Raw genomic sequence first — 22,424 nt, 5'->3', positions numbered from 1 at the left:
GCTGTTTTATTATGCAAGATACTTTATTTTAATCATGAATTTCATGGAAGACGCATGTTGCAGAAACAGGCTATTTATACAACATTGGTGAGTTTGACTGTCTTATTGACGGCATGTGACTCCTCTAAACAATCTGAAACAGACGCAGATGCCAAAAGCTCGGTATTTAAAACAGAGCAGGCTGAAGTGTTACCATATTTAAATATTCAGCAACAAGCGGCTGATATTGCACAGCCATTTTGTGAAACCAAGAATTGTATTGAATTGGATCTGCAAAGTTTAACAACGGCAGATCCGTGGTTAAACCAATGGATTGCCAAAAGTCAGGCTCGCGTGATTCAAGATCAGATTGGCTTAAAACAAGACATGAACTTACAGCAAGCCATTAATGCCTATGTGAAAAAGTCGGATACATGGCAAGCTGAATTCAAGGGCAATAAGGCTTATAGCTTGGCGATGTATACGCGTATACCGTATCAGCGCAATCAGTTTGTGCTCATGCAAATTGGGGTTGATACCAATCAAGAGAATGTAAATGTTAAGGAACGTTATTATTTCTTTGTTGCAGATCGTAAAAACCAAAAAGCGGTGGCATTATTAGAGTTAATTCACCCGAAACAGCAACTGGCAATGAATGTGCTGGTGCAAAAAGCGTATCAAGACTGGTTGAAGAAACAAGAACCCGAAGTGAGAAAATCTGCACCAGCGAAGTTGTACTGGGGGCAAGCAGATTGGTTCTTTGACCAAGAGGGCATCGGTTTACACTATCGGACTCATGAGATTGTAAAAGATGGCACTCAGCTTGATATTTACTTGACGAAAGCACAAACTCAACAAGTATTAAAAGCCGATGTCTATACCCAGTTGTTTTAGTGCATTGGCCAAAGCAAGAGCTGGCTTCACAAGGTAATAGGTTATTTATGTTAAAAAGCAAAACAATATTGACAATCAGCGTACTTGCAGCTGCCATCAGTTTGACAGCATGCCAACCAAAAGATAAAGAGTCTCAAACTCCTGCAACGCAAACTACAGCCGCTTCTGAAGCAGAAACTGTATTGAAACTGGTCGGTGACACAGAAAAATTACAATTCGAATTACCTGAATGTGATGGCAATACTTGCCCAGAATTAAACATTGATCGTTTACAAAGTAATCAAGCATTTATTGATGAATTTATTGATCAACAAATTGTCAAAGATCTCTCGCAGATTATTGATATTTCACCGATGCATAGCAGTTCTGATACTACGGCATCAAGTGCGGTGGCGCCAAGTTCTGAGCCTGCGGTAGTAGGCCAAGTCCTCACACCTAAACTGAAACTAGAGAAACAAGTTCAACCTTATTTGGCTGCTTTTCTGGGTTTAGATCAAGAATTGAAAGCCTTAAGTTCTAACCATCAAATTAGTTTGATGATTAAGCCGAAAATTTTAAATGCCAAAGACCCTTTGGCCACGGTGGTATTGAACACCAGCAGCTACTTAGGCGGTGCACATGGTTCATCGTCACAGCATTATTATAATTTTGACTTGAAGCAGCAAAAGCTGGTGAGTTTGGATGATCTATTGTTGCCGAATCAGAAGGCAGCGTTAAATAGAGTAGCGCATGAAGCCTTTCGTACTTGGGTCGTCGACTCTAAGTTAGCGACCAATGTCGATGAATATGAGCAAGCGTGGAAGTTTAGCTTGAGTAACAATTATTACTTGGGCACTGAAGGTCTGATTTTGCAATATGGCGAGTATGAAATTGGCCCTTATGTGGTGGGTTTACCGCGCTTAACTCTTGGCTATGATCAACTCCAGAAAATTTTAAAGCCTGAGTATTTACCCAAAGCCAAACAGAGCGTACAGGCTGCTTCTGAAGCCAAGAGCTAATCAAGCATGAGCTTGCCTCTGTTCGACACCCATACTCATTTTGATGTTGCCGATTTTGATACTGATCGGCAGCATTTGGCCGAGCAAGCAAAATGTGTTGGGGTAGAGGCACTGGTCCTTATTGGTTTTCTTGAATCGCGATTTGATGCGTTGATTCAGACCCATCAGCAATTAAAAAGCTGGAAGAATGTTCCGTGCTCTTATCTTGCCCCAGGTTTACATCCGTTTTATATCGAACAGCATCAGACTGAACACTTACAGCGTTTAGAGCAGGTTTTGCAGCAGCAGGATTGTGTGGCTGTGGGTGAAATTGGTTTAGACACCTTTTTAAAAGAGCATAAGCAGCCTGCACTTTTCGCCAAGCAGCAATCTTATTTTTCTGAACAACTGGAACTTGCTCAGCAATATCAAAAGCCAGTGTTATTACATATTCGCAAAGCGCATGCAGAAAGCATTGCCATTTTAAAAGCCCAAAAATTCAAATTTGGTGGTATCGCTCATGCCTTTAGTGGTGGGGTGGAAGAAGCCAAGGCCTTGGTCAAACTCGGTTTTAAAATAGGGGTAACAGGACAAATCACCAATCCAAATGCCAAAAAATTGCATCAAGTGGTGCAAGCACTTGGTAGTGAACATTTGGTGATTGAAACGGACTGTCCAGATATGACGCCGTTGTGTTGTCAAACATCGACTGAGCATCGCACCCGCAATACGCCGGTGAATTTACCTTGTGTTTTGGAGAGTCTCGCACAGACACTGGATCAGTCTGAGCGGTCGTTAGCAACTCAACTCTGGCAGAACTCATTGGCTGCGTTGCATTTAAAATTTTAGAAGAATAAGACAATAATCTCGATAAAAATAAGATAACCAAAAGGGAACACATTCTTTTCTAAACAGGCTTACATTAAAGAAAGAACATCATAATAAATAAATTCGCCAATACTGGGAGGGCAACCGAATGGCCAGATATAGCAAAATCAATAGTTTCAATGCATTACAAACACTCACGGTGGGTGAAAAATCCTATCAAATTTTTAATCTCCCTCAAGCCGCCCAAACATTGGGCAATATTGATCAATTACCCAAGTCTTTAAAGGTCTTACTCGAAAATTTACTCCGTTTTGAAGATCAAAAAAGTGTAAAAGTAGAGCATATTCAAGCCCTAGTCGATTGGCAAAAAAACAGAAGCTCTGATCAAGAAATTCAATATCGGCCTGCACGTGTGTTGATGCAGGATTTCACAGGGGTTCCTGCCGTGGTTGACTTGGCTGCCATGCGTGCGGCAATGGCACAAGCGGGTGGTGATCCGAATTTGATTAATCCTTTGTCCCCTGTCGATTTGGTGATTGACCATTCCGTGATGGTCGATCATTTTGCGGATAAAGATGCCTTTACTGAAAATGTCGAAATTGAAATGCAACGCAATGGTGAGCGTTATCAATTCCTACGCTGGGGACAATCGGCCTTTAATAACTTTAGCGTTGTCCCGCCCGGTACAGGAATTTGCCACCAAGTCAATTTAGAGTATCTGGCTCAAGCGGTATGGCTAGGGGAGGATGAGGGACAAACTTTTGCGTTCCCTGATACCTTGGTGGGAACAGATTCGCATACCACCATGATCAATGGCTTAGGCGTGCTTGGTTGGGGTGTTGGCGGGATTGAAGCTGAAGCGGCGATGCTCGGGCAGCCTGTATCTATGTTGATTCCTGAAGTCATTGGTTTCAAACTCACAGGAAAACTCAATGAAGGTATTACCGCAACAGATTTGGTTTTAACCATCACACAGATGTTACGCCAAAAAGGCGTGGTTGGTAAATTTGTCGAATTCTATGGCGATGGTTTGGCCGACTTGCCTTTGGCTGACCGCGCGACTATTGCCAATATGGCCCCTGAATATGGTGCAACCTGTGGTTTCTTCCCCATTGATGACGTGACCTTGGCCTATTTAGCGTTGACTGGTCGTGAGCAACAACGGATTGATTTGGTTGAAGCGTATAGTAAAGCGCAGGGCTTATGGCGAAATGCAGGTGATGAACCCGTTTTTACCGATACTTTGAGCTTGGACATGAGTACAGTGCAGGCCAGTTTGGCAGGCCCTAAACGTCCGCAAGATCGTGTTTTGCTGTCAGATGTACCTAAAACTTTTCATGATTTGATGGAACTAAATCTCAAGCCAGCCAAAGAAGCCAAAGAGCGTTTAGAAAATGAAGGTGGCGGCACAGCTGTTGAAGCTAAAAAAGCCAATCTACCGCATGAGGAGCCATCTTGCACTATTGATGGAAAATCTTACCCATTGAACCATGGTGATGTGGTTATTTCAGCCATTACCTCATGTACCAATACGTCTAATCCAAGTGTAATGTTGGCTGCAGGACTTCTTGCCAAAAAAGCCATTGAAAAAGGTCTACAGCGTAAACCGTGGGTGAAAAGTTCGCTTGCGCCCGGTTCTAAAGTGGTGACCGATTATTTGGCTGCGGCTGGTTTAACACCGTATTTGGATGAGTTGGGTTATAACCTTGTTGGCTATGGCTGTACCACGTGTATCGGCAACTCTGGACCACTGCCTGAACCGATTGAAGAAGCCATTCAGTGCCATGATCTCAATGTTGCTTCAGTACTTTCAGGCAACCGTAATTTTGAAGGGCGTGTGCATCCGCTAGTGAAAACCAACTGGTTGGCTTCACCGCCTTTAGTGGTGGCTTATGGTTTGACGGGTAATATCCGTACAGATCTGACCACGCAACCGATTGGTCTAGGCAAAGATGGGCAAGCGGTTTACTTGAAAGATATTTGGCCGAGTCAGGCTGAAATTGATCAGGCGCTACAGAGCGTAAATACCGCGATGTTCCATAAAGAATATGCCGCGGTATTTGATGGTGATGCAGCATGGCAGGCAATTCAGATTCCTCAAAGTCAGACCTATGCTTGGCAAGAGAATTCAACCTATATTCGCCATCCGCCATTTTTTGAAGAGATTGGTCAGCCACCGAAACCGATTACCAATATTGAACAGGCACATATTTTGGCTGTGCTTGGAGACTCGGTCACCACCGATCATATTTCCCCAGCGGGTAATATCAAGAAAGACAGCCCCGCAGGACGCTATTTGCAACAGCAAGGGGTTGAACCCAAAGACTTCAACTCTTACGGGTCTCGACGTGGGAACCATGAGGTGATGATGCGAGGCACTTTTGCCAATATCCGCATTAAGAATGAAATGCTCGGTGGAGAAGAAGGTGGGAACACGATCTATATTCCAACCGGAGAAACCTTGCCGATTTATGATGCCTCTATGTTTTATCAGCAGCAGCATACGCCATTAATCATTATTGCTGGGAAAGAGTATGGCACAGGCTCATCACGTGACTGGGCTGCCAAAGGCACGAATTTATTGGGGGTTAAAGCGGTGATTGCCGAAAGTTTTGAACGAATTCACCGTTCGAATCTGGTTGGTATGGGAGTATTGCCATTGCAATTTGTCGATGGACAAACACGCCAATCCTTAAATTTGACAGGTCGTGAAGTGCTTTCGATTCATGGATTATCGGATGATATCCAGCCGCATCAAAACTTGGAAGTTCAGGTGCTTCGAGAAGATGGCAACCAAGACCAATTTACAGTGTTGTGCCGTATTGATACCTTGAATGAGGTGGAATACTTTAAAGCTGGCGGCATTTTGCATTATGTACTGCGTAATTTAATTGCGGCCTAATCTCAATGGAATAAAGTCCTGTCAGTAGCAGGGCTTTATTGTTTGTAGTGATACATTCAATCCAAGGTCGTATTCAGGTAAAATGAACACGATTTTACCGATATAGATGTACGCATGACTGATCTGCAACATGATGAATATGACCGCCGTTTTGCTGGTGTAGCCAAAATTTATGGAGACGAGGCCTTTTCATATTATGAAAAAAGTCATGTGATGGTGATCGGAATTGGTGGTGTCGGTTCGTGGGCAGTCGAGGCTTTAGCGCGTACAGGCGTTGGAGAATTAACACTGGTTGATATGGACTCGATTGCGGCTTCGAATATTAACCGTCAATTGCCAGCCATGAGCTCAACCTTGGGTCATGAAAAAATTGAAGTGATGGCCGAGCGTTGTCGTTCCATCAATCCAAAAATTAAAATTAACCTCATTGATGATTATTTAACACCAGACAATGTAAAAGAGCTGTTGAGTAATGTACCAGATTTAATTCTGGACTGTATTGATGACGTGAAAGCCAAACTGGCACTGATGTTACATTGCCGTTTTAATAAAATTCCGTTAATTGTGTCGGGTGGTGCAGGCGGTAAGCTGGATCCGCTGAAAATCCGAGTCGCAGATTTATCGAAAACTGAACAAGACCCGATGTTAGCCAAGTTACGTGCGCAACTGCGTTCTAAAGGCATTTGTAAAAAACCAAAAGAAAAATTCGGGATTACTTGTGTCTATTCTATTGATAATCCATTCTCCAGTGCCGATGTTTGCCCAAGTGCAGGTCTACGCTGTGGCGGCTATGGCTCGGCAGTGGTGGTGACCTCTAGTTTTGCCATGATTGCAGTGGCTGAAGTTCTGAAAAAATTAGAAGCACTTCAAGCCAAACGTTAATTGTCATTGAGCTTACCACCGAAAAAATTTACATAAAAAAAGTGCTGTCCTAAGGGGGACATCTCGCATGTCCCCCGAATTATGTTATGTTGATTAAAAATTGATTCGAATCAGAATCTACATGTTGAAAACTATAAAGAATGATATAAAAAACTGAGAACAGAGGTAGAGATGACAATGATAAAACCTATTGGGATCATACTTTTGGCATTGGCAACAGCAGTGACGCACGCAGAGCCGAATGCCTATGAAAAAGAGTTGAGAGAACAACATAAAGGATATTTAACCCAGACCACTGTGGACAGTGCTTTAATTTTGCCTCCGCCGCCAGCGGAGGGTTCTGCCACCAAAGCTAATGATGATTTTATCAATAAAAATGCCTTAATGTTGTATCGATCAGACCGTTGGGTACAAGCTGGCTATGACAGTAATTTGTATTTTCCAAGTGCAGCAAAAGCATTTTCTTGCGCAGCGAATGTCGATATTAGTCAAGAAAAAACGCCAACCATTTATAAAATGTTGGAATTATCTTTGGTTGATTTAGGTTTATCTTCATATTCTGCAAAAAATAAATATCAGCGTGCCAGACCATTTATGAGTAATGGTCAGGGTATTTGTGAAATTTCGGTAGAAGATCGTGAAAAGCATGGTATTCAATACATTGAAGAAAAAGATAAATTATCTACGGATGGTTCTTATCCTTCAGGGCACTCAGCGATTGGTTGGGGCTGGGCATTGATTATGAGTGAAATTGCGCCACAACGTGCTAACCATATTTTCTTACGTGGACGAGCATTTGCGGAAAGTCGTTTGGTGTGTAATGTTCATTGGCAAAGTGACATTATTGAAGGCAAAAATATGGCAGCCATGACCGTGGCTCAGCTACATACGCAAAAGCAATTCTTAAAAGATTTAGCCAAAGCGCAGAAAGAATATCAGACTGCACAGCGTAAAGGTCATGTGCCTGATCCGGCTTCTTGCGAGTTTGAAAATAAAGCCTTATCGACCACCGTTGGTTTCGTGATGTAAGTCTTAAAGACGAAACATTGAGAATAAAAAAAAGCCCAATTTACAATTGGGCTTTTTTTTATTCTAACTTTTTAAGGCTGAACTTGATGTTCAAGTAAATAATCTTCGGTACGTTTCAGAGCTTCTTGAATATTTTTAATGGCATTTTCAACATCAGCAAATGTTTTGGCATTGCCACCACTTAAAGCTTGACGCCATTTTCGCGCACCTGGCAAGTTTTGAAATAAGCCCAGAATATGACGGGTTAAAATCGACAAGGGTGCACCTTCAGCCATACGCTGAGAAATATAAGGCAGCATTTGTTCCATAATCTCAAAACGATCTGGCGCATCCAGTTGCCAAAGTTGTCCTAATTCTGCCAGTAAATACGGGTTGTGATAGGCTTCACGACCAATCATTACTCCATCCACATGCTGTAAATGTTGTTCTGTTTCGGTAAAGGTTTTAATCCCGCCGTTAATTTCAATCAGCAGCTCTGGACGTTCTTGTTTGAGGCGATAAACATCTTCATAACGCAGAGGTGGAACTTCACGGTTCTCTTTCGGCGATAAACCTTGAAGTAAAGCAATACGGGCATGCACAATAAAATTATCACAACCTGTTTTCGCCACGGTATCAACAAAATGCAGCATTTCTTCATAAGAATGCATGTCATCAATGCCAATACGGTGTTTCACGGTCACAGGAATGTCGACTGCTTGACGCATTGCTGCAATACATTCTGCGACCAAGTCTGGCTCTGCCATTAAACATGCGCCAATTTTATTGTTCTGTACACGGTCACTCGGGCAGCCGACATTTAAATTAATTTCATCATAGCCCCAGTCCTGCGCCATTTTGCTACAAATGGCAAGGTCCTTTGGATTCGAGCCACCCAGTTGCAAGACAAGTGGATGTTCTTGATGGTTAAAGTCGAGATGACGTTTGGCATCGCCAAATAAAATGGCACCTGTGGTCACCATTTCGGTATAGAGAATCACATTTGGGTTAAATAAACGGGCAAAAAAACGATAGTCCCTGGTGGTCCAATCCATCATCGGGGCAACACTGATTCTCGGAGATTGAGTGTTTTCAATATTTTTGTTCATCGTCATGAAAAATCATACCTTTAATCTGTGCTATGCAATCTGTCAAAGATTATGTAAACCCATATGGACGAGTTAAGAGCTGTCCTAACCGTTCTGAAACTACATAAGTGTCTTGTGGGAGCTAAAAATTGAATTAGAAAAGTGCAATCAACATACAGGAAATCAGATAGCTCGTTGGAGAAAGAGCGAGAGCTTGAACTGACTTTAACGAGTTGCTATTGATCAATATCTGAATCAAATTCGATGCGAATATGGGAGAGTACGCTGCTACTTTAGGCTTAATTCAATCTTGGCCAATCGCGCGCAATACTACCATAAAAATAAAGTCAGTACATTTTGCTGAACACTAGAGCAAGTAAAGGGAACTTCTGATCTGGAATTAAAGCTTATAACCAAAAGGTCTTTAGTTACATGAACCACTGCGAATATAGCGTCAGTTTTCAGTTGTCGTTGCAAGATTGAATGGAAGGGGGAGATGGCATACATTTTACCTATAAATATCAAGGTACTTGAGTGGCACTGAAGGAAGTTTTTGATATTTTTCATCTACTCCTAATAATGAAGATGAGCAATATTTGCAGTGACTCGAAGACATGGATATGCCACGACCATTCACTTGTGAAACATAGTCTCATCGCAACTTGGGTTTTATAAAGGGTAATCTTTATGTGACTTCGGACGCTTTAGCCTATTGTCTAGTAATTATACAATTGCTATGGATGGGGTGATCTCTTACAATGGCTGAGACCCTAGTAGGAATCATAATTTGTAGCACAATTAAATCATTATCTGGTTTAAATCAGTTTTGAGTTGGTTTAATGCTATTGAAAATATACTTGATAAATATGCGTCTAAGCGGTTCGCTTAGTGAGCAGAATAATAATCACAATGGACTACAATTCAAATAATTGAGCACTGTAGTTGCTGTGATTAACAATGAAAATTTAGAACGACGTATAACAATTTTTTATTACATTATTTTGGGAGTCATACGATGAAATTTGTAGTAAAGCCCTTAGCCCTTAGCCCTTAGCCCTTGCGCTCAGTTTAATCTGTCCATCACTCATTGCTACCACTTCACATGCCGAAGAAAAAGTGGATAGAAGCTCTTTACCGATTCCACTTTCAACATTTAAAGGCAAAATTGGGAAAACATATAAAGATACAACCTATGATTGGCAGCACAACGCTGAAGCACCTGCTGGTGCGCCAAATGTAGTGGTGATTTTGCTCGACGATGTCGGATTTGGTCAAACTTCTACTTTTGGTGGTCTAGTACCAACTCCAAATCTCGATAAGCTTGCTGCTCAAGGCTTAAAATATAACGAGTTCCATACCACTGCTATTTCTGGACCTTCTCGCGCGGCATTGCTCACCGGACGAAATCATCACGATACCGGAAATGGTTTCTTAATGGAGTGGGCGACGGGACTTCCAAACTACAGCACAATGATGCAACGAGATACAGCAACCATTGGACGAGTCTTACAAGGCAATGGTTATAATACGTGGTGGTTTGGTAAAAACCATAACACGCCAGATTGGGAAACTTCGGTTGCGGGTCCTTTTGATCGTTGGCCAACAGGTTTAGGTTTTGATTATTTCTATGGTTTTAACTCGGGCGAGACCAATCAATTTTATCCGACCATTTTTGAAAACACAGTACCTGTAGAACCCAATAAGACGCCTGAAGAAGGCTATCATCTGTTGGAAGATATGACAGATCGAGCGATTGCACGCATGCAATACTCGAAATCGATTGCACCCAACAAGCCATTCTTTATGTACTTTGCACCGGGTGCAGCACATGCACCACATCAACCCCCTAAAGAGTGGAGAGAGAAGTTCCAAGGCAAATTTGATATGGGATGGGAGAAATACCGCGAAACCGTATTTGCAAACCAGAAAAAATTAGGCGTTATTCCTCAAGATGCGAAGCTGACAAAACGTCCAGATTGGGTGCAACCTTGGGATAAGCTGAATGATAAACAGAAAAAAGTTTATACCCGTTTAATGGAAAATTTTGCAGGCTATCTTGCTTATACTGATATGGAAGTTGGGCGATTGCTAGATGAAGTGAAAAAACTTCCAGATGCTGATAACACCATGATTATTTATATTGTTGGTGATAATGGTGCATCTGCAGAAGGTGGACCTGATGGTACGGTCAATGAAATTAAAGCGCTCAGTGGTATTCCATCCACGATTGATGATTCATTAAAAATGTATGATGAAATTGGTGGCGTGAAAACTGAAGCACACTATCCTATAGGATGGGCTTGGGCAGGTAACACGCCATTCCCATGGGTAAAACAAGTGGCATCTCACTTAGGTGGAACCAGAAACCCAATGGTGATTAGCTGGCCTGCCAAAATTAAGCATGACGAGCAAGTTAGAAGCCAATATTTACATTTAGTCGATGTCGTTCCAACTATCTTGGAAGCCAGTCATATTCCTATGCCAAAAACAGTGGATGGTTATGCGCAAAAGCCACTGGCTGGAAAGTCGTTTATGTCCAGTTTTAGCAATGTGAATGCAACAGGAAGAACCACGCAGTACTACGAAGTCTTTAGTAACCGTGCGATTTATAATGATGGTTGGTTAGCAAGCGCTCAACATACGTTACCTTGGCGTCAAGACCTTGCACCAGGCAACTGGGATAAGGACAAATGGGAGCTGTATAACCTCAACGAAGACTTCACCCAGTCAACGGATTTAGCTCCAAAAATGCCTGAAAAAGTTGAAGAGATGAAGAAACTCTTTGATAAAGAAGCACAAAAATATAGTGTTTATCCATTTGATGATCGTGGCGCAGCTCGCTTAATGATTAAGAAACCTACACCACCTGGAGCCGATCCAAATGCCACTCATTTTGTGTACCATGAGGGTGTTACACGTTTAGCAGAATCTTCTGCCCCTGCCATTAAAAACCGTTCTTGGAGCTTAAATGCAGACGTGGAAACTCAAGGTAGTCAAACCAAAGGGGTAATCATGGCATTTGGTGGTGTTGCAGCGGGTGTAGTGCTATATGTGAATGAACAAGGTCAGCCTGTTTTTGATTACAATTATTTTGATAATCATAGCGTCATTAAGTCCAACAAAGCATTACCAAATGGTAAATCTAAAGTGACTATGAACTTTGATTACGAAGGAAAAGAGCCTGGTCAAGGTGGCAAAGTCACCTTACTGGTTAATGGTGAAAAAGTAGCTGAAGGAAATGTACCGAAAACAATTTCAGGTCGTTTTGGTACGGATACTTTTGGCATTGGCGAAGACACGGGTCAGCCGGTTAGTTTTGCCTATAAACCACCTTTTAAATTTAACGGTAAAATTGAACAAGTTGTCATTGATTTAAAATAAGATTTTAATCTAATAAATAAAACCCACGTCTGGTTTCAGGCGTGGGTTTTATTTTTATTATGGTGATAGCCCTATAAAAAGGTGAGGTTATTTTATTGGAGTTAACGTGCGGTGCTGAATGCAAAAAAAGTAATAATAATCATTTAAAAATCAATGTGTTTGTTATTTAATCAGTTGGGCAAACTTTCGTAGGAGAGGAAAAAAGAACAAACAAAACAATTTTTATTTAGTTATTGAAAAATAAATATTTTTTATCATAAATTGAGTGGTTGATAGCAGAGATTGGTACAAATAAACCCTTGCTCGCATTTTTTTGATTGTTTAGTATCGAAGACGAAAATAACCATTTACCGATAAGATCATAACAACTTGGGGAATCGATACAAGATGCGCATAATACCCACACAGGATCCAACCCCACCATTAAAAACTATGCAAATTCAGGGGCAAACCTATCGTTACCATGTGATGATTAAACCTTCTGGGGCACAGTGTAATTTGGATTGTAGTTATTGTTTTTACCTACATAAACAAGACCTTTTACATCAACCAAAAACGCCGCGCATGCAAGCGTCGATGCTTGAATTGCATATTAAGCAATATATTGAAGCACAGACTGGTGATGAAATTATCTTTAGCTGGCAGGGGGGGGAACCGACCCTGATGGGCTTGGAGTTCTTTGAGCGCGTGGTTGAGCTACAACAAAAATATAAAAAGCCAAACCAGCGTATTGAAAATGACTTGCAAACCAACGGCATTTTACTGGATGAAGAGTGGTGCGCCTTTCTTAAACGCCATCATTTTTTTATCGGATTATCTATTGATGGTCCTGCTGAATTTCACGATAAACATCGCTATAACAAAGGTGGAAAGCCAACTCATGCCAAAGTCATGCAGGCGGCAGCACTTTTGCATCATTACCAAATTCCGTTCAATGCCCTGTGTGTTGTGAACCGTGATAATGCCAAAAGACCGATTGATGTGTATCGCTTCTTGAGAGATCATGTTCGACCACGCATGATTCAATTCATTCCGGGCATGGAAAGTGCGCAATTCCAACAAACTGCGCCAGGGCAGTGGAATCCTGATGATTTACCAATGCTGGGAAGCTCTGCGACCCAACCGGGTACACCTGATTCAGTCGTGACAGACTGGTCTATTGCAGCAGATGACTGGGGCTATTTCCTTTCTCGTGTTTGGGGAGAATGGTTGAATAAGGATTATGGCAAAGTCTTTGTGGATCAATTTGAAAATATGGTGTCGATGATGTTTGGCTATGGTTCACAAAAATGTGTATCTGGGCAAATTTGTGGCAAAGCATTGGCAATTGAACATAATGGTGACTTATTTTCCTGTGATCATTTTGTTTACCCAGAATATAAGTTAGGCAATATTCAAGAGACGCATCAAGGTGATTTGGTTTTTTCTGAGCGTCAAAAGCAATTTGCCTATGCAAAGTCAAATACCTTGCCTGAATATTGCCGTAAATGCGCTTATTTACAATATTGCTGGGGGAATTGCCCGAAAGACCGCTTCTTAAAAACACCAGATGGAGAGGTTGGTTTGCATTATCTTTGTTCGGGGTTAAAGCAATTTTTCCATACGGCAACAACATCAAAGCATGACATTGCAAAACGCTTACAACGACATTAAAAGAACTTGTACAACAAGAGCAGAACAAATTCTGCTCTCCAAAATAACTAAAAAGTCGGGGCGAAGTCATCTCTGGCCTCGGCTTCGTGAAATAAAAAACTCTAGTGCATCATAACAATCTGAATAAGAGAGAATATCATGTGAAACGTCTAATGGTTTGGTCGCTTTCCTAATGAGGCTCGTCATGCTCAAGAGCAACTGGATATTTAAAATAAGTAGTTCGAAGTTGATCTAGCTAAAATTCAAGCTGATCATTGGCTCATTTCAAGACTTTCTGTTGCTGGCTGAAATATGAATCAACTTTGGATACTTCAGAATTGAGGGTGAATATCCAACGAGAGAAAGCCTTGCTCTAAATTCAGTTGAGATAAAGCCAGAAAATAAGGATGTCTTGGTTCGGTATTCATGCTAAAGATATTTCTGTCTATTTTTTATTTAATGTTGTGTGCCTAGCACCACAGCCTTCAAGTAATAAATTTCCATGCGCATTTGAGATGGTAAATATACGGTCGCTACTTGACCAAATTGAGGCGCATGCAGGACGTGTGTGGGTCTCGAATCGACAGTTTGCATATCAATGTGAAGCATATGCTCGGCGAAGTGTACGCACATTGGATTTTGATAGATGTTTCATACTGTTTCAATCCATCTCCTATGCTTTGCTCTCGTTTCAATATAGCAGCAATAGAACTGACGGCTTTTGATTATTTAAATAGGCGTAATTAACAGGAATACTCATGCGAAATATCGTAAAGCTCTGAATTGCTTATGAGGATGTATTTTTAATGGAGCAGCGTCTGAGTCAATGACCAGAAGATGAGCAGAAAAAGGCCTCATCCTGAAGAGTATATAAATGATTGATCCGAAGAAAACGATAAATTTCAGCATCAGTAGCTAAGCGTTATAAAAGCAAAGGGCTTATGACTTAAGCCCTTATCAGCCTTGGCAATAAAGTATTAGTTAATTGAATAGGCACCATCAACTTTCACTATCGCACCATTTACAAAGCTTGCTGCATCAGACGCGAGGAAGACTACCACGTTAGCAATTTCTTCAGGCTTACCTAAACGCTGCATTGGAGAACGTTGCATAATGCCATTGAATACTTCAGGCATATCTTTCAATGGTTGGATAAGCGGCGTATCGATCCAACCCGGAGCAACAGCATTTACGCGAATTTTGGCTTTGGCCATGCTCAGTGCATGTGAGAAGGTAAGTTGATCAATGGCACCTTTAGAACAAGAGTATGCTGGTGCAATACCTGAACCAAATTGCGCGTACAGTGAAGACACGTTAATGATCGATGGATTGTCCGATTTAGCTAAGGCTTTAGCAGCGACTTCACTGATATAAAAAACAGAGGTGAGGTTAACTTCTAGCACTTTTTTATAGGTGTCTAATTCGTGCTCTGAGACAGAACCCATACCTGCGCCGTTGAATAAAGTATCAATGCGATCTACTTTTGCGAAAAAAGCATCGACAGCGGCTTTATCGGTGACATCCATTTCGACAGCTTCAATATCCAAACCAGTTGGGAAAACTGCCTTGGCTGCTTGTAAGCCAAGCGCCCATACTTTTGCACCACGTTCAGCAAATGCGACTGCAACGGCTTGACCAATACCAGATGTGCCACCTGTCACGACGGCGATTTTATTTTCAAACATCTTTGAGTTAAATGTTTCCATGATCTTTTTATCCTAGTTTAAGTGGCATCAATGCTTCCTGATTGATGCCATTTAACTTAGCGCTATATATCGCTGTAGAAAAGAATGGAAATAAAAACAGCAGGATTTCCATTCTTTGGAATGGCTGTTTTAGGTGCTTGCTAGAATCGTTTGATGAGTGATTTCTAGGGCGACCAAAGCATGGAAAAAATTGAATAGTTCTATTTTCAAAAGAACATTCATACTGAACTTGTGGGATTGATCAATCACTATATCCTAGCAGGATTGAATTTAGCTTAATCATTCAGTATGTTGAATACATAGAAGAATAAAGTATAGGAAAAGCCGATGTTGCTTTTAGAAGAAATTTTTAAAACTAAAAAAGTACAACAGAGTGATGAGTTTAATCTGAGAATACATCGTGGGCTGAGTTGGTTAAAGCAGTCATTATTGCTCGATCATGATCCCGATTTACAATTTATCAGCCTCTGGATTTCCTTCAATGCGATATATGCACAAGACTTGGGGCAAAGTCAGGACAAGCAGAGTTTACGTCAGTTCTTACATTTAATTTGCCAACATGATGTCGATCATAGAATTTATAGCATTTTATGGGACAAATTTAGTCAGCCCATTCGTATGCTCTTAGACAACCAATATACCTATCAAGGGTATTGGGACTATCAAAATAAGAAAATTGGTTTAGATGTCTGTAAGGCTCAGCTTGAACAAGAAAAGAAGAAAGTGGCGAAAGCGTTACAACAGAAGCATTCAGTTGATATTTTACTGGTACTGTTTAACCGTTTATATACCTTGAGAAATCAGCTGATGCATGGGGGTGCAACTTATAAGAGTTCGTTGAACCGCAAGCAGCTACAAGATGGCTGTCAAATTTTATCGGCTTTGCTGCCCGCATTTTTGTACATTGCTTTGGAAAATGCCGATAGCCTCGATTTGGGGAAACCTTTTTATCCCGTGGCTCAGGTCAGTTAGCGCTCAAAATGAAGTGCCCAAACAAAAAGACAGTTTACTGAGTAAACTGTCTTTTTTGAGGGTTAAGCAATACCATGTCTTTTGCTATACAGGGTATCCAGCAGAGCAAAGACACCCGCCATCATCACCAGTGTAATACCGACCAAACATGTACTAGTCCAGCCGCCGTGATGCCATGCATAGACACCCAGTGCTGAGCCACACGCGCCACCAATAAAATATAAGGTCATATAGATGGAGTTCACCCGAGACTTCGCATCGGGGCGTAAACGGAAAATTACGTTTTGGTTGCAACTGTGTGTAGTTGCAAGCCCTAAGTTAATCAGTGCATAACCGATGATGTAGCTGATGAGTGAACTCCCGCCTAAATATAGGAACACCCAACTGAGGGCCAAAGTCCCACAGCCGACCCAAGTCAAAAGCAGGGTATAACCGCGATCGGCCCATTTACCAATCCACTGAGTGGAGAGTGCACCAAATACGCCGACCAAAGTCACCACGCCGACTAAAACATCCGAAAGTTGAAATGGCTCAGAGGTTAAAAGTAGGGCAATGGTTGAAAACAGCATACTCATGGCAGCAAAAGCAAATCCACCCGTGATTGAGCGAAATACCAAACGAGGCTCTTGTTGCAGCAGACTCCCCATGGACTTAAAAATGTCGAAATAGGTGATTTTGAGTTTTGGTAGTTGAGGTAGTTTTCCTTTCATCAGAAGAGCCAAAGCAAACATGGCAATGCCACTCAGCACATAAATCATTTTCCAGTGCCATAAGTCTGAGAGTAATCCCGCCACACTGGTCGACAGTAAGATCCCGACCAATAAGCCACTCATGAGAAAACCGACCACTTCTCCCGTTTTTTCAGGTTTGACTGCCATCGTGGCCAGAGGAATCAGCACTTGTGCTGCGACAGAAAAGAGTCCCGTAATAATGGTACCCAGCCAGAGCATCGATAAGTTGGTGGATGTCGCACAGATAAACAGCCCAGCAGATGTGCCAAACATCAGGAATGGAATTAGTTTGGCTTTGTTCAGCATGTCGCCTAAGGGCACAATGAACAGTAAACCCAAAGCATAGGAGACTTGAGCAAAGGTCACGGTCAAAGCCACTTGTTCTTCTGGTGCTTGAAAGCTTTGCTGAATAGAGGAAATCAAAGGCTGGCAATAATAGTTTGCCCCTGCACATAAGCCGCAGACAATTGCCATCAGCCAGAGCAGAGATTTATCTCGACTGATGTCGAAAGAAGTATTCATAATGAGCCTTTGATGAGGGAGTATTTTTTAGAATGACGTTTACATCGTGCTTTGAGCTAAATAGATGCATCGTTTCAGAAATTGTATACGAAGCTGATTCAAAAGCCTAAAACAAGCGAGAAAAGGCTGCATAAAAAAATGAGTCGAAGATGAAGACATAGCAAATAGTATGACCTGTTCAGAGGATGGTGTTTTCATCTAATACAATCAAAAAATGATAATATTTCGAATTTCCTGTCAAAAAATAATAAAAATCTTTAAAAAATTCTGAACATGGCCGTCTATTTTGTATGAAATTGTTGCATTCGATCATTTTTACTCATCTTGCACATCAAAGATTTGGGACCAATTACTGAAATATTCATCTATTTAAGGTGTTTTTGCTCAATTATGGTGCATTTTTACTTAGGGTTAGTATGTCAATGCGCGCCATTATCATCCGATAAAATATGAAAAGAACATTTTTGTTGATCATTCCTCGTTTCAGATCTAGTTAAACGCGATCAACCCCTCCCTGTATTTTTAGATGATCCATTTCAAATACGCATTTTAGTTGAGCTAAATTTTGAGCATTGGCATTTTTGATCGATGAAAAATAGGGACAGGCCAATTCGAAGCTTTTGCAAATGGGGCAAAACTGTCATTTAAGTCAATGTCTGCAAAGTTTGCTTGACAGCAGATGGTAAAGCTCGATGAATGACGGGTTCGGGTTAATGTCAATGTGGTGGTTCATATTCTTGGATTGGTCAAAAAGATCAATACTGCGGAATTAAATGACTTGGTTTTGTGCAAAAAAAGTGCAGATTTTAGTGTGTAAAGATCTGTGGTTCAGAATTTGAATAGAAATAAATCAATTTTTAAGCGGATTCAAAGCAAATAAACGCAATATCACCCAATATTTTTTATGAATCACCAGTTCAGTATATAGGTATTTATTAAATAAATAGTGGGTGGTATTTTAAAAAAGTTTCATTAGAATCCAAAAATTCATAAGAACATCCTGTGAGAAAACATTGCCTAATGGGTGATGTTTACTTTAAGAAAAACTAGCTTGAGGGACGCTCATGCAGATCGGAATTCCAGCCGAAACTGTCGTCGGTGAAAATCGTGTAGCCGCAACGCCAGAAACGGTAAAAAAGTTGATCAGTGCTGGTCATAGTGTAGTGATTGAACGTAGAGCGGGTGTGAAAGCTGCTTATATCGACAGTGCCTATGAGCAAGTCGGTGCTACGCTGACAGATGATGCCTATACCGGTAGCCAAATGATTTTAAAAGTACGTGCCCCTCAGGGTGCTGAAATTCAAAAGCTTGCGCCAAATACATCGGTTATTGCCATGTTTGACCCGTACCGTAATACGGAGCTTGATCAATTTGCATCACAACACGTGTCTGCATTTGCTTTGGAGCTACTGCCACGGACTTTATCTCGTGCGCAGAACATGGACGTATTATCTTCACAAGCTAACTTGTCGGGTTACAAGTCAGTGCTTCTTGCTGCGGCAGAGTACCAGCGCATGTTCCCAATGTTGATGACGGCTGCGGGTACTGTAAAACCTGCGCGTGTCGTGATCATGGGGGTCGGTGTTGCAGGTCTACAAGCGATTGCGACAGCAAAACGTTTGGGTGCTGTGGTTGAAGCAACGGATTTACGTCCGACGGCGAAAGATCAAGTGGAATCTTTGGGTGGCAAATGGTTAGACGTACCTATGTCAGCGGAAGAACAGCAAAAAGCAGCCGATGCTGCGAAAAATGGTTATGGTTGGATGCCGGGTGAAGACTATATCCGCGATCAAGCGATTATTGTGGATAAAGCTGTATCGAATGCTGACATCGTGATTACCACTGCACTTTTACCAGGTCGTAATGCGCCACGTCTGATTAAGGCGGAAACGGTTGCCAAAATGAAACCAGGTTCAATCATCCTTGATATGGCGGTTGAAACAGGCGGTAACGTTGAAGGCTCTAAAAATGGTGAAAATGTTGTGACTGACAACGGCGTAACCATTTTAGGTATTCCAAACATTCCGTCTACAGTTTCAACTGAAGCTTCTGCTTTGTATGCACGAAATGTCTTGAACTTCTTAGATACTTTATTTGATGCAGAGAAAAACTTTGCTATCAATCCTGAAGAAGAAATTCAAAAAGCCCTTCTAGTAACTCATGGCGGTCAAGTACTGCTGAAGCGTGGTTAAGGAGATAGATCATGGTTGAAACAATTACAATTTTCGTCCTTGCCATCTTTGTAGGCTACTACGTCGTGTGGGGCGTTACGCCAGCACTACATACACCGCTTATGGCAGTAACCAATGCGTTGTCATCGATCATCGTGGTGGGTGCAATGATTCAAACGGTGGGGATTCCTGCAATTGGTGTTGATGCGAATGTTGCATTCCAAAGTGTGAATGTGGTGAGCATCTTAGGTGCAATTGCGGTGTTCTTAGCAAGTATCAATATTTTCGGTGGCTTCGCAGTAACAGCGCGTATGCTTGAAATGTTCAAGCCAAAGCAAAAGAAAAAAGAGGGCTAATATATGGAATTCATTCGAGACTATGCGGATTGGTTCTACCTGATTGGTGCTGTCCTCTTTATCTTAACTTTACGTGGTTTGTCTGGCCCGAAGACAGCGATTCAAGGTAACCGCTACGGCATGATCGCAATGGCGATTGCTGTAGTGACCACCTTCTTTGTGGCAGATCATCCTGTGATTTGGATGATTGGCGGTGCGATGGTGCTGGGTGCGATTGTGGGTATTGCCCGCGCACGTACTGTACCTATGACGCAGATGCCTGAAACGGTCGCATTGATGCACTCTTTGGTGGGTCTGGCTGCGGTATTAATTGCAATTGCGGCAATTCTACATAACAACCAACTGACTGCATTATTTGCACAAAATGAAGCTGCATTAACTGCTGCGGGTGTACAACATGCACACATGAGCAAGGTTCATTTATTTGAATTGTTCGTGGGTTGTTTCGTCGGTGCGATTACCTTTACAGCGTCTGTATTCGCTTATGGTAAATTGGCTGCGAAAAAATGGGCAAAAACCATTTCTGGTGCATGGGTTAAACCTGTACAAGCGCTGATTTTCCTTGCAATGTTGGCATGTGGTGTGTACTTCTTCACGACAGGCAACATGAATGCATTCTGGGCCATGACTGTACTTGCACTTGCATTCGGTTGGGTGTGGATTGCACCAGTCGGTGGCGGTGATATGCCGGTGGTGGTATCGCTATTGAACTCCTTCTCTGGTTGGGCAGCAGCAGGTATTGGTTTCACACTTGAAAACAATATGTTGATCGTTGCGGGTTCTCTGGTGGGTTCTTCAGGTGCGATTCTGTCTTACATCATGTGTAAAGCCATGAACCGTTCAATCATCAACGTTTTGTTTGGTGGTGCAATGGGTGGAACTGCGGTAGCTTCTGCGGACAAAGGCGAACAAGCACAGCGTAACCATCGTTCTGGTTCAGCAGATGACGCAGGCTTCTTGATGTCAAATGCAGACAGCGTTGTGATCGTACCTGGTTATGGTATGGCACAAGGCCGTGCACAAAATGCGGTGAAAGAACTGTGTGAAATCCTAAAAGAACAAGGTGTAAAAGTACGCTTTGCCATTCACCCAGTCGCTGGTCGTATGCCGGGTCACATGAACGTACTTTTGGCTGAAGCAGATGTTGCGTATGAAGACATCTTAGAGATGGATGAGATTAACTCAGACTTCCCTGCAACAGATGTGGTGCTTGTGATTGGTGCCAATGACGTGGTCAACCCTGCGGCGAAAGACGATCCAACATCTCCAATCTATGGCATGCCAATTCTTGAAGCACATAAAGCACGTACCATTATGGTCATCAAACGCTCTATGGCGACAGGTTATGCAGGTCTAGACAACGATTTGTTCTATAACGAAAAAACCATGATGATCTTCGGTGATGCGAAGAAAGTGGTTGAAGATATGACCAAAGCAATCAATGGTGGTGGACACTAATCCTCCTCCTAGAGTGTATAAAGACCACCTTCGGGTGGTTTTTTTATGTTTGCAGCTTTTGCTAAGATGATGTGTATCTTTTCAATAAGAAAACAATATGAACATAAATCAGATCAGGTTTCAGGTACTGCTGATATTTGGTGTGTGCGTTTTGAGTCAAACTACTCAGGCTCAAGTCTTCGAAATAAAAAATGCATCGAAACGCTATGATGTAAAAATAACGACGAGCTGTACGGACAGGAGCTGCGATGGACAAGCCAATATTGATCTTTACCTAAAAGGGACAGTACAGCGCTTTCAGCGGTTTTCCTCGGCTGAATTGACGATGGATCTGGACGAAACTGACAAACCATCTGTCAATGTGGTGCAGCTTTATGGTGAGCAAAGTGCCGTGATTTTTGCCGACTTTAATTTTGACGGCAGTGAGGATGTCGCCATCCGTAATGGTAACTATGGTGCTTATGGCGGGCCAACTTACGATGTTTATGTCTTTCATCGGGCTAAAAATAAATTTGTGCTGAGTCAGGAGTTATCGGCCTTAACTCATGAAAATTTGGGCATGTTTGAGGTCGATCCAAAACAGAAAAGAATCTTAACCTTCAATAAAAGTGGATGTTGTTATCACATCCGTTCGGAATATATTGTGATTCCTAAACACGGCTTGAGTCTAGTTAAAGAATTTATTGAAGATGCAACAGTTCAAGCGGGAAAGGTTAAAGTGACGGAGCGAACGCTGAATCGTGGTCGATGGGTAGAGAAGGTCCACTATTATGCTGTGGATGAGTACTATAAAAACTAAAAGCTATGTTTTATCTGTACTAGTTCAAACCTAATCTGACAGTTACCGATATTTGCTTAAGACTGTCAGGTTAAATTTGAGCTAAATTCTTTTCAGCCCAAATACGTTTTCCATCGAGTAATGTTGCAAATGGCGTTC

Annotated in this window: 16 protein-coding genes; 13 read left to right on the top strand and 3 right to left on the bottom strand. The window is 41.8% G+C overall.

Annotated elements, in window-relative coordinates:
- Window positions 1-54 precede the first annotated feature (54 nt).
- The 6 genes from KVY11_RS08825 (at window position 55) to KVY11_RS08800 (ending at window position 7,491) form a co-directional block, all read left to right on the top strand.
- A complete protein-coding gene (locus KVY11_RS08825; protein WP_218288699.1) occupies window positions 55-873 on the top strand; it encodes a hypothetical protein in 819 nt (272 codons plus the stop codon).
- Window positions 874-920: 47 nt separating this feature from the next.
- On the top strand, window positions 921-1,871 hold the full coding sequence (locus tag KVY11_RS08820; protein WP_218288698.1) for an RsiV family protein: 951 nt from the start codon (window positions 921-923) through the stop codon (window positions 1,869-1,871).
- A gap of 12 nt (window positions 1,872-1,883) precedes the next feature.
- Window positions 1,884-2,699, top strand: coding sequence for a TatD family hydrolase (locus tag KVY11_RS08815; RefSeq protein WP_218288813.1), 816 nt, complete (start codon window positions 1,884-1,886; stop codon window positions 2,697-2,699).
- Window positions 2,700-2,826: 127 nt separating this feature from the next.
- Window positions 2,827-5,580, top strand: coding sequence for an aconitate hydratase AcnA (gene acnA, locus KVY11_RS08810; protein WP_218288697.1), 2,754 nt, complete (start codon window positions 2,827-2,829; stop codon window positions 5,578-5,580).
- Window positions 5,581-5,694: 114 nt separating this feature from the next.
- Complete coding sequence (locus tag KVY11_RS08805) at window positions 5,695-6,462, top strand: ThiF family adenylyltransferase (RefSeq protein ID WP_218288696.1); 768 nt, start codon at window positions 5,695-5,697, stop codon at window positions 6,460-6,462.
- A 177-nt stretch (window positions 6,463-6,639) separates the two neighbouring features.
- Complete coding sequence (locus KVY11_RS08800; protein ID WP_218288695.1) at window positions 6,640-7,491, top strand: phosphatase PAP2 family protein; 852 nt, start codon at window positions 6,640-6,642, stop codon at window positions 7,489-7,491.
- A 71-nt stretch (window positions 7,492-7,562) separates the two neighbouring features.
- Here KVY11_RS08800 and dusA read toward each other — a convergent pair whose 3' ends face one another.
- Window positions 7,563-8,585, bottom strand: coding sequence for a tRNA dihydrouridine(20/20a) synthase DusA (gene dusA, locus KVY11_RS08795; RefSeq protein WP_256350726.1), 1,023 nt, complete (start codon window positions 8,583-8,585; stop codon window positions 7,563-7,565).
- Between the two features lie 1,089 nt (window positions 8,586-9,674).
- Between dusA and KVY11_RS08790 the strand changes: the two genes are divergently transcribed.
- Together KVY11_RS08790 and KVY11_RS08785 are read left to right on the top strand one after the other, a co-directional pair.
- The gene (locus KVY11_RS08790) at window positions 9,675-11,939 is read left to right on the top strand and encodes an arylsulfatase (RefSeq protein WP_371315985.1); all 2,265 of its coding nucleotides are present in this window, start codon (window positions 9,675-9,677) and stop codon (window positions 11,937-11,939) included.
- Window positions 11,940-12,326: 387 nt separating this feature from the next.
- On the top strand, window positions 12,327-13,592 hold the full coding sequence (locus KVY11_RS08785) for an anaerobic sulfatase maturase (RefSeq protein ID WP_168157964.1): 1,266 nt from the start codon (window positions 12,327-12,329) through the stop codon (window positions 13,590-13,592).
- A 956-nt stretch (window positions 13,593-14,548) separates the two neighbouring features.
- Here KVY11_RS08785 and KVY11_RS08780 read toward each other — a convergent pair.
- The gene (locus KVY11_RS08780; RefSeq protein ID WP_218288694.1) at window positions 14,549-15,277 is read right to left on the bottom strand and encodes an SDR family NAD(P)-dependent oxidoreductase; all 729 of its coding nucleotides are present in this window, start codon (window positions 15,275-15,277) and stop codon (window positions 14,549-14,551) included.
- A gap of 327 nt (window positions 15,278-15,604) precedes the next feature.
- On the opposite strand from KVY11_RS08780, the gene KVY11_RS08775 reads away from it, so the two are divergent.
- On the top strand, window positions 15,605-16,249 hold the full coding sequence (locus KVY11_RS08775) for a HEPN domain-containing protein (RefSeq protein WP_218288693.1): 645 nt from the start codon (window positions 15,605-15,607) through the stop codon (window positions 16,247-16,249).
- 62 nt (window positions 16,250-16,311) lie between these two features.
- Here the strand turns inward: KVY11_RS08775 and KVY11_RS08770 are convergent, their stop codons facing one another.
- On the bottom strand, window positions 16,312-17,502 hold the full coding sequence (locus tag KVY11_RS08770; protein ID WP_218288692.1) for an MFS transporter: 1,191 nt from the start codon (window positions 17,500-17,502) through the stop codon (window positions 16,312-16,314).
- 1,064 nt (window positions 17,503-18,566) lie between these two features.
- On the opposite strand from KVY11_RS08770, the gene KVY11_RS08765 reads away from it, so the two are divergent.
- The 4 genes from KVY11_RS08765 to KVY11_RS08750 all read left to right on the top strand — a co-directional run bounded on the left by KVY11_RS08765 (window position 18,567) and on the right by KVY11_RS08750 (window position 22,286).
- Complete coding sequence (locus KVY11_RS08765; RefSeq protein ID WP_005400772.1) at window positions 18,567-19,694, top strand: NAD(P) transhydrogenase subunit alpha; 1,128 nt, start codon at window positions 18,567-18,569, stop codon at window positions 19,692-19,694.
- Between the two features lie 11 nt (window positions 19,695-19,705).
- Complete coding sequence (locus KVY11_RS08760; protein WP_004692331.1) at window positions 19,706-20,029, top strand: proton-translocating transhydrogenase family protein; 324 nt, start codon at window positions 19,706-19,708, stop codon at window positions 20,027-20,029.
- Window positions 20,030-20,032: 3 nt separating this feature from the next.
- Window positions 20,033-21,487, top strand: a complete 1,455-nt coding sequence (locus tag KVY11_RS08755) for an NAD(P)(+) transhydrogenase (Re/Si-specific) subunit beta (protein WP_148826712.1) — start codon at window positions 20,033-20,035, stop codon at window positions 21,485-21,487.
- Between the two features lie 97 nt (window positions 21,488-21,584).
- A complete protein-coding gene (locus KVY11_RS08750) occupies window positions 21,585-22,286 on the top strand; it encodes an FG-GAP repeat protein (RefSeq protein ID WP_218288691.1) in 702 nt (233 codons plus the stop codon).
- Window positions 22,287-22,424: the final 138 nt, after the last annotated feature.

The sequence above is a fragment of the Acinetobacter sp. CWB-G5 genome (genome assembly GCF_019209785.1).
GTDB lineage: Bacteria > Pseudomonadota > Gammaproteobacteria > Pseudomonadales > Moraxellaceae > Acinetobacter > Acinetobacter johnsonii.
This window is presented reverse-complemented; position numbering and strand designations above follow the sequence as displayed.